Source organism: Pseudanabaena biceps PCC 7429 (assembly GCF_000332215.1).
Lineage (GTDB): Bacteria > Cyanobacteriota > Cyanobacteriia > Pseudanabaenales > Pseudanabaenaceae > Pseudanabaena > Pseudanabaena biceps.
The window spans coordinates 1-7501 of record NZ_ALWB01000250.1 but is presented as its reverse complement, the minus strand read 5'-3'; the positions used below and the strand labels follow the sequence as shown (position 1 = coordinate 7501).

The 7501-nt window shown below is 42.9% G+C and carries 6 protein-coding genes; 3 read left to right on the top strand and 3 right to left on the bottom strand.

The features are described from left to right. Positions 1-267 precede the first annotated feature (267 nt). Positions 268-1260, bottom strand: coding sequence for a S1C family serine protease (locus PSE7429_RS19895; RefSeq protein ID WP_040689742.1), 993 nt, complete (start codon positions 1258-1260; stop codon positions 268-270). A 312-nt stretch (positions 1261-1572) separates the two neighbouring features. On the opposite strand from PSE7429_RS19895, the gene PSE7429_RS19890 reads away from it, so the two are divergent. Further along, entirely contained in the window at positions 1573-3396 is a 1824-nt protein-coding gene (locus PSE7429_RS19890) for an ABC transporter ATP-binding protein (RefSeq protein ID WP_009629147.1), read from the top strand. Between the two features lie 202 nt (positions 3397-3598). Here the strand turns inward: PSE7429_RS19890 and PSE7429_RS19885 are convergent, their stop codons facing one another. Further along, a complete protein-coding gene (locus tag PSE7429_RS19885; RefSeq protein ID WP_009629146.1) occupies positions 3599-4060 on the bottom strand; it encodes a winged helix-turn-helix transcriptional regulator in 462 nt (153 codons plus the stop codon). Positions 4061-4183: 123 nt separating this feature from the next. Here PSE7429_RS19885 and PSE7429_RS19880 point away from each other — a divergent pair, with 123 nt between their 5' ends. Further along, positions 4184-4792 (top strand): flavodoxin family protein, encoded by a 609-nt coding sequence (locus PSE7429_RS19880; protein WP_009629145.1) that lies wholly within the window; start codon positions 4184-4186, stop codon positions 4790-4792. Positions 4793-4892: 100 nt separating this feature from the next. Here PSE7429_RS19880 and PSE7429_RS23910 read toward each other — a convergent pair whose 3' ends face one another. Further along, on the bottom strand, positions 4893-6710 hold the full coding sequence (locus PSE7429_RS23910) for a pentapeptide repeat-containing protein (protein ID WP_009629144.1): 1818 nt from the start codon (positions 6708-6710) through the stop codon (positions 4893-4895). A 344-nt stretch (positions 6711-7054) separates the two neighbouring features. Between PSE7429_RS23910 and PSE7429_RS19870 the strand changes: the two genes are divergently transcribed. Beyond that, positions 7055-7318, top strand: coding sequence for a hypothetical protein (locus PSE7429_RS19870; protein WP_009629143.1), 264 nt, complete (start codon positions 7055-7057; stop codon positions 7316-7318). Positions 7319-7501 lie beyond the last annotated feature (183 nt).

The following is a 7501-nucleotide window of genomic DNA, read 5'->3' as shown; positions in this document are numbered from 1 at the left end:
CGCCGCAGCTTTTAGATGTTCTTTCAGAACTTTGCTTTCTTCGGGTGTCATCTTTTTTAACCTCATTTTTATTCATTTTCTCATATGTCATCTATAAGTAGAAATACTCATTGCATTAGTGAGATGCTCCCTAAGCAAACTTTACGTTGCTATAAGTAGCTGGGGATAATTAAAACCCCAAGACCTATAGCGCACGCGCAGCGTGCGCTATAGGTCTTGGGGTTTTATGTTTAATTGCGCCTAGCTACTTAAGAGAAATGCGATCGCTTAAAATTTGATTTGATAATTGGTAATTCCTGTATTTCTGGCTACGCTCAAAAGTGCGGAAGAGGGATTTTGGGCAAGATAATCCACGATTTGCTTGGCATCGCTAAGGGGAGCACCATTTAGTCCAATCAGGCGATCGCCACGTTGTAATCCCATGCGACTGGCAAGAGAGTTAGGATTAACTGAATAAACAGTGAGACTGTTAGGGTTGAGAATTACTCCTAACTGTTTGCGCTCGCCCGTTCTGGAGGGAGATGTGGGTAGAGTAATTGCTGGAGTTGGGCTTGACGAACTGGGAAGACTGGCTATCTTGTTTGGTTGAGATATAGCGGCACTGCGCGTCATGAATTCCTTGGCAATAGGGGCGCTAATCGCAAAGCCAATGCCTGTATTGGAACGACCGTCAGGGCTGAGAATTGCTTTGTTGACCCCGATGATTTCTCCCCGTGAATTAAGCAAGGGACCACCTGAATTGCCAGGATTTAGTCTAGCGTCGGTTTGGAGATCGCCATCGGCAGCGATACGGCTGAGAATGCCCGTTGTCAGCGTTCCCGATAGACCGAAGGGGCTACCGATCGCAAATACTTTTTCTCCCACTAGAATACTGTCGCGATCGGCAAAGGATAGAGAAGGAAAGCGATCGCTAGAGGCAATTTTGACTAAGGCGAGATCATTTTTGCGATCGGTGGTTACCACCTGTCCGCTATAGGTTTTACCTTCGCTATTGATGATACGGACATTACCGTTCTTGGCATCGCGAATTACATGTTCATTGGTAATTACTAAGCCATCAGGGGTTACAATGCTGCCCGAACCTGTACTAGTTGAGGTTTTGATCGTCACTACCGCAGGATTTGCGGCACGATAGACTTCCATTGTAATTTTTTCTTCAGGTTCAAAATCCTTAGGGGCGGCATTGGCGGCTTTGCTGAAACTGGGGATGCTGATTAATAATGCTGATAGAATGCTTAAGGTGATTGCTCTCGATTTCATGTGCTTCTCTACTGCCTGCATAATTCCTGATATGCCAAAGATTGACGAGCTTAATGATTTGGCAGTTCCGAGAACCGTTTAAGCAATTTGTCGTGGGTTTTTAGAAAGGTAGATCACATCAACAATTGAAATAAGTAGTTCAGCGAAGAGCGTACTGCCCGCTACGCGGGCGGTACGCTAAAGATGAGTGGCGGCGTAAAGCGCCGCCACTCATCTTTGGGGGTTCTAACTCAAGCATTGTTATATCTGTTAGGCTAGCAATAGGTCAGTGCTTCATTTGAGGACTTATCTTTTTTATTTTGGTTACGGAGCATGACAGCTAATTTTTGGGACATCGTTCGTTACTTTAAACGCTATCAAAAAACCGCAATCTGGAGCATTACAGGTTCTAGTTTATTTGAAATTATCGATTTGACCGTTCCCTATACTGTCGGACAAATCCTGAATGTCTTGTCAGGACGAGATCTAGATAGCGAAATGTATTATCTCGTTGCCGCTGTAGCAACAGTATTGAGACAGCCAGTTAGTCAAACCATCTCATTAATAATTCTATTGGGGTTAATTTTTGTCGTAACGGTGGTGCGCGCGCCGATACAGGTATGGGTTGCTAATAATTTCCATTGGCAAATAGCCCTTGAAACTCGACGCGATCAGACGCAAAAGGCGATCTCCAAAATCTTGACCTTGCCCATTGAATTTTATGATGAGAATAATGCAGGACGGATCGCAGGCCGAGTCGCAAGGGGACTAGCCAATCATATGTGGTCTTACCCTGAGATTGCAGGGCAATTGATTCCTAAATTAGTCCGAATCCTTGGCATCTTCGCTATTATTTGCGCGATCGCTTGGTGGATTTCTGCTTTCTTTTTAGTTTCATTCATTTTGATTCTCTGGGGAAGTTTGCAAAAGCTGAAGGGATTAGTGAAGACGGAAGAAACCCTTGATATTTATCAAGAGAATACGGAAAGTCGTACTTCGGAAATCATTACTAATATCAAAACCGTGAAGGCGTTTGCCAATGAATCTAAGGAATACAAACGACAAAGCGATCGCCTTGTCAGGGAGGCAAAAGTCTCGCTGTGGGGAATTCACATTGGTTATGTGAAGCTGGGAATGGTGCGTGATACCGTGCTGGAGGCTTGTCAATATGTGGTGTTTGGAGCTGCATTGTTTGCGACCTTTGGGGGCAAGATGTCCATCGGGCATTTCATTACGATCTCTACCTTGGCAAGTATGGCATATTCCGAAATCAAGCCGATTTGTTTGCTGGCAGAGGTCTTTGCCCGTCGCTACTCCTCTATGATTCGTTTTCACGAGTTTATGAAGCAGTCAAATGGTCAAGATTCGGCGATCGCTTTGCCATCGGGAATGCAATATCCGCAATATCAATTTTCGGGCAAAGTAGAATTTCGTGATCTGACCTTTGGCTACGATCGCCATCGCCATGTACTGGAAAAAGTCCAATTCATCATTGAACCCTATGAAACGGTTGCCCTCGTTGGTCGCTCTGGTTCGGGTAAATCCACTTTGGTCAAGCTATTATTTCGCTACTTTGAGCCAATGAGTGGTGGTATTTTCATCGATGGTCGAGACATTAAGGATCTGGATATTACAGGCTATCGCAAACGCTTAGCGATCGTGCATCAAGAAGTGGATATCTTTAACGGAACGCTCATGGATAACCTCATGTATGGCAATCCGACCGCTACCTTCGCCCAAGTTCAGGAAGCCTGTGCGATCGCAAGTGTGGATGAATTTTTGCATCAGTTTCCCCTCGGCTACAACACTATTGTGGGTGAGCGTGGCGTGCGGCTATCAGGCGGTCAGCGTCAGAGGCTGGGTATTGCCAGAGCTTTACTGGTCAATCCCGACGTGCTGATATTTGATGAAGCTACTTCTAGTCTGGATTATGAATCGGAGCGATCGATTCAGCTAGCGATGCGACGGATTCAAGGAACCCGTACAACCATCGTGATTGCCCATCGTCTCAGCACCGTTCGCGATGCCGATAAGATCGTTGTTTTAGATAAAGGTCGAGTCGTGGAATTTGGTTCCCATCATCAGCTTCTAGCCCAAGGAGGGATCTACCATCGCCTCCATTCATTGCAAGAAACTGGAGAATTATTAAGCAGTTAAGCTGCTAAGCATCAGTAACCTTAATACAGCAATAAGTAGCTGGGCATAATTAAAACCCAGAATCAAAACCTGTAGCGCACGCTGCGCGTGCGCTACAGGTTTTTGGGTTTTATATTTAATTGCGCCTAGCTACTTATAGCAACGTAAGGTTTGCTTAGGACGTAAAACCCCAAAGATGAGTGACGGTGCGAAGCGCCGCCACTCATCTTTTTGTAGTTGCTCCAGAAGAGTGTAAAGCCCATTCGGCGGTAAGCTCTTTTCGGTCTTGGTTTTTAACGACGCTGAACTGCTGCGTAAAGCTACTATTTTGGGCTTGAGGATAACAAGTAGTTTGCCGTTCTTGTCCATACCAACGTTGAGCCAACCCGTTTAATTGATCCAAAATAACTACGAGTTCCTTGGCTTTTTCGGTTAATCCATAGGTTACTTGAGGAGGAACTGTTGGTTCGTAGTGGCGATATAAAATTTCTTCCTGCTCTAGCATCCGCAGACGTTCAGTTAACATTTTGGTGGAAATGCCATCAATTTGCCTCTTCAAAGCGCCAAACCTCTGGGGACCTAAATTGGATAGCACCCACAAAATATACAGAGTCCAAGGTCCTGACAATAGGTTTGTCAAAATGCTGACGGGACAAGGATTGGGTTCTCGCGATCGCTTTGCCATAGCTAGTTACCAGAAAGTTACTACTAGTTACAATTTAGTACCTACTTTACTTTAGTAGGTAGTTACTTTTAGTATCTATTAGTATCTAATTGTAGCTCGAATAGGTAACTCAAGGAGGGTTCCATGCCATCAATCGCCATTGTTTATTTTTCTGGTTCGGGACATACCCACTTAACTGCTGAGGCGATCGCTGAGGGAGTTCGCAAAACTGGTAATCATGTCGAACTGCTGCGGATTAAAGGAGAGCAAATTACTAATGGACGTTGGCAAGATGACGAAATTATGGAAAAGCTCGATCGTGCCGATGCGATCGTTTTTGGTTCGCCAACCTATATGGGAGGTGTAGCCGCGCAATTCAAAGCCTTTCTAGATGCTGGTAGTTCCGCTTGGTTCTCTCGAAAATGGAAAGATAAAATTGCCGCTGGATTCACCCATTCGGGCTCTCTCAGTGGCGATAAGCAAGGAACTCTAATATATTTATCCATCTATGCGGCGCAACAGGGTATGGTGTGGGTAGGCGCGGGGGATTTACCCAGTCAATACCTTGGCAAAACTGATGGTGTGAATCGATTGGGGTCTTTTCTTGGCATTATGGGACAAACTATCATGAGTATGACTGGCGGAGAAGCTATTCTCGATTCTGGCGATCGCTTAACCGCAGAATATTTTGGACAACGTATTGCTGAGGCAACCAAGCGTTGGAATCTTGAGCAATTAGCGATCGCCACTTGAGAATATAGCTGTTGCTAGTCTTGTTAGGCTCAAATTAAAACCCAAAATAGTGTTGCCGCACTCCGCACGGCAATTTTGGGTTTTATGTCCTACAAGCTACCTAAGTAGCTAATGGAATAAAACTTGATATGCCTTTCCATACAGTCTGAACTACTCGCGCAAATCGATCTACATTCAAAATGGCTTGATGGCTATCATCGTACTCCTGCTTAAAATCAGCTTCTATCCAATCATACATTTTGCCACTATCGAGATTTTCAATCACTTCTAACTTATGATTTTCTACTTTTTGGGTAAATTCGGCATGGATATCTCTAGCAAGCTTGATGAATGCAAGTAAACTCTTAGAATCATCTAACTTATCCACATTAATCAATTCTTCCACACTTTCTTCTAACAATAAAATATTGGCTTGGAGCTGACGAATTACATCCATGATATCTAAAATTCGCTCTTCAAAATTTGCCCTAAATCCTTCTAACTTGCGACGATTTTCTTCCTCTTTGTCTTGATATACGGAACTGGCGACGCGAGTTGCACCAATTGCGATTAAATTTTTCTCTTCGTCTGGAGATAGCCCGATACTGCCTCCAAGTAAGGCAGAGCTTAGAACTGCTCTATCCCAATTAACTTCAGTAAGTTCAGAAGATCTCAGATCGACGTAACTCAAATTAGCTTCAGTGAAATCAACGCTGGTTAAAAAAGTCCGACTCATCCCTGCATGGTTTAAATTGGCGTTGTTTAAGTCCACCCGTAAGAGATTTGCTCCATGCAACTCGGCACTAGTCAAATTCACATAGCTCATATCGGCATTACTCAGATACACGCGGCTGAGATCGGCATGGGATAGATTGCAGTTTCGCAGATTCGCATCACCCATACTTACCCGAATTAACTGGGCATTCGGTAAACTAGCCTCTTGGAGATTAGCTAAAATTAATTTTGAACCTGTGAGGTTAGTGCCAATTAACTTTGTCTGTGTGAGATTGGCAAAGCTGAGATTTGCCCCAATAATCCTTGCATTACTTAAATCCGCCTTATAGAGATTGGCATAGATCAAATTTGCACGGCATAAATCGGAATTACATAGATTTGTATCGCTTAAATCAGAGCTATGAAAGTCAGCGCTATCAAGGTGGGCATTGCTCAAATTAACCTTTTTGAGATTACACCGATTTAAGTCTGCTCCACTTAAATTAATGTTATTGAGATTAGCTTCACTTAAGTCCGAGCATCTTAACTGTACTCGAATTAGCTTGGCTGAAGCTAGGGTTGCTCCTCTGAGGCTTGCAAAGCCTAAATTGGCAGCATATAGTTCTGCGAATTTTAAATTGGCGCTATCGAGATTGGCATTGACTAATTTCGCTCCATTCAGGGATGCAAACTGGAAAATAGCGCTCTGAAGATCGGCTTCACTAAGATCGGCGGCATTGAGATTTGCCTTGGTTAAATTTGCTCCACTTAAATTCCCCTTAATTAAAACTGCATTGCGCAAGTTGACATTCTTCATCTTGGCATTGCGTAGATCTGCCTCTTGCAAATCGGCGCGATTCAATAGAGCTTCATTTAAAATGGCATTACAGAAATTTGCTCTGCGAAGATTCGCTCCTGTCAAAGTAACCTTACTAAAGTCAGCATTGCGACAATCAGCATTTTCTAAATTGGCACTTTTCATCCAATTCCCTGATAATTGGGCATGGGATAAATTCGCGCCATAAAGTCTGGTTCCTCCAAGGCGAACATTAAGTAATTTAGCTCCAATTAGACTAGCACCAGTAAGATTTGCGCGTCGTAGATTTGTATTTTCTAAAGTTGCACCGTCCAGATTTACACCTTCTAAATTTCTATAACTTAGATCTAGATTCGACAAATCTTGGTTGCTATAATCTCCGCCCGCTCTCAGATCTTCTGCAATCATCTAATTTCTCTTGAAACTACCTTAGCTAATTATTAAATGATAACTAAATTATTTTAAATTGCTAAGTAGTTCAGCATAATTAAAAAATAAAACTAGAAGAGCGTACTGCCCACTTGGTGGGCGGTACGCTCTTCTAGTTTTATTTTTGCTTTTGATGTGTATAATATATACATAAATTATATGTATTAATGCAATATACTTTATGTATATAGCATATGTAAAATCTGTTCTGATTTGTTGCTCTAGGCTCGAAAGAAGAGCTATTGGCATTCAAGTTGGATGTTCTAAATACATATAAATACATATTTTTGGGTTTAATCGCTTATGTAAGCAAGGAGAATCAAATGTCTAGGCAAGATTTTCGGCAGAAACCTCAGAAACCCCAGAAACCTCGTCATAATTGGCTATTCAGATGGTCGGGGCGATTAATAAAGTATTTTTGCTTGCTTGTTCTTGGTTTTGGTCTTGTGACCCTTATGGCGATCGCTTTGGGCTTTTTGCCAGTGATTCATTTCGTGTTTCCTCTCATTTCTCAGATTGCTAGGTTTGCGGCTACTTTTCTCCTTTTCTTGGGTGCGATCGCTACAATTATTGAGGGATTGCGATAAATTTCTGAAAATAATTGCCTAGATTAATGCAGCGGTAAACCTAGGAAGTACAAGAGATGGGCGAATTTTTAGCTCTTCTGGCAGTTTATGTCCCAATACAATTGGTGACAGCTTATATAGCAAAGGTTTACTTAGGACAAAATTAAACCCCAAAAGAGGGTTGCCGCACGGAGTGCGGCAACC

Excerpts from the sequence above, each read along its gene's own strand:
- PSE7429_RS19870 (WP_009629143.1), top strand. The coding sequence starts at position 7,055 with ATGTCTAGGCAAGATTTTCGGCAGAAACCTCAGAAACCCCAGAAACCT.
- PSE7429_RS19880 (WP_009629145.1), top strand. The coding sequence starts at position 4,184 with ATGCCATCAATCGCCATTGTTTATTTTTCTGGTTCGGGACATACCCAC.
- PSE7429_RS19895 (WP_040689742.1), bottom strand. The coding sequence starts at position 1,260 with ATGAAATCGAGAGCAATCACCTTAAGCATTCTATCAGCATTATTAATC.
- PSE7429_RS23910 (WP_009629144.1), bottom strand. The coding sequence starts at position 6,710 with ATGATTGCAGAAGATCTGAGAGCGGGCGGAGATTATAGCAACCAAGAT.
- PSE7429_RS19885 (WP_009629146.1), bottom strand. The coding sequence starts at position 4,060 with ATGGCAAAGCGATCGCGAGAACCCAATCCTTGTCCCGTCAGCATTTTG.
- PSE7429_RS19890 (WP_009629147.1), top strand. The coding sequence starts at position 1,573 with ATGACAGCTAATTTTTGGGACATCGTTCGTTACTTTAAACGCTATCAA.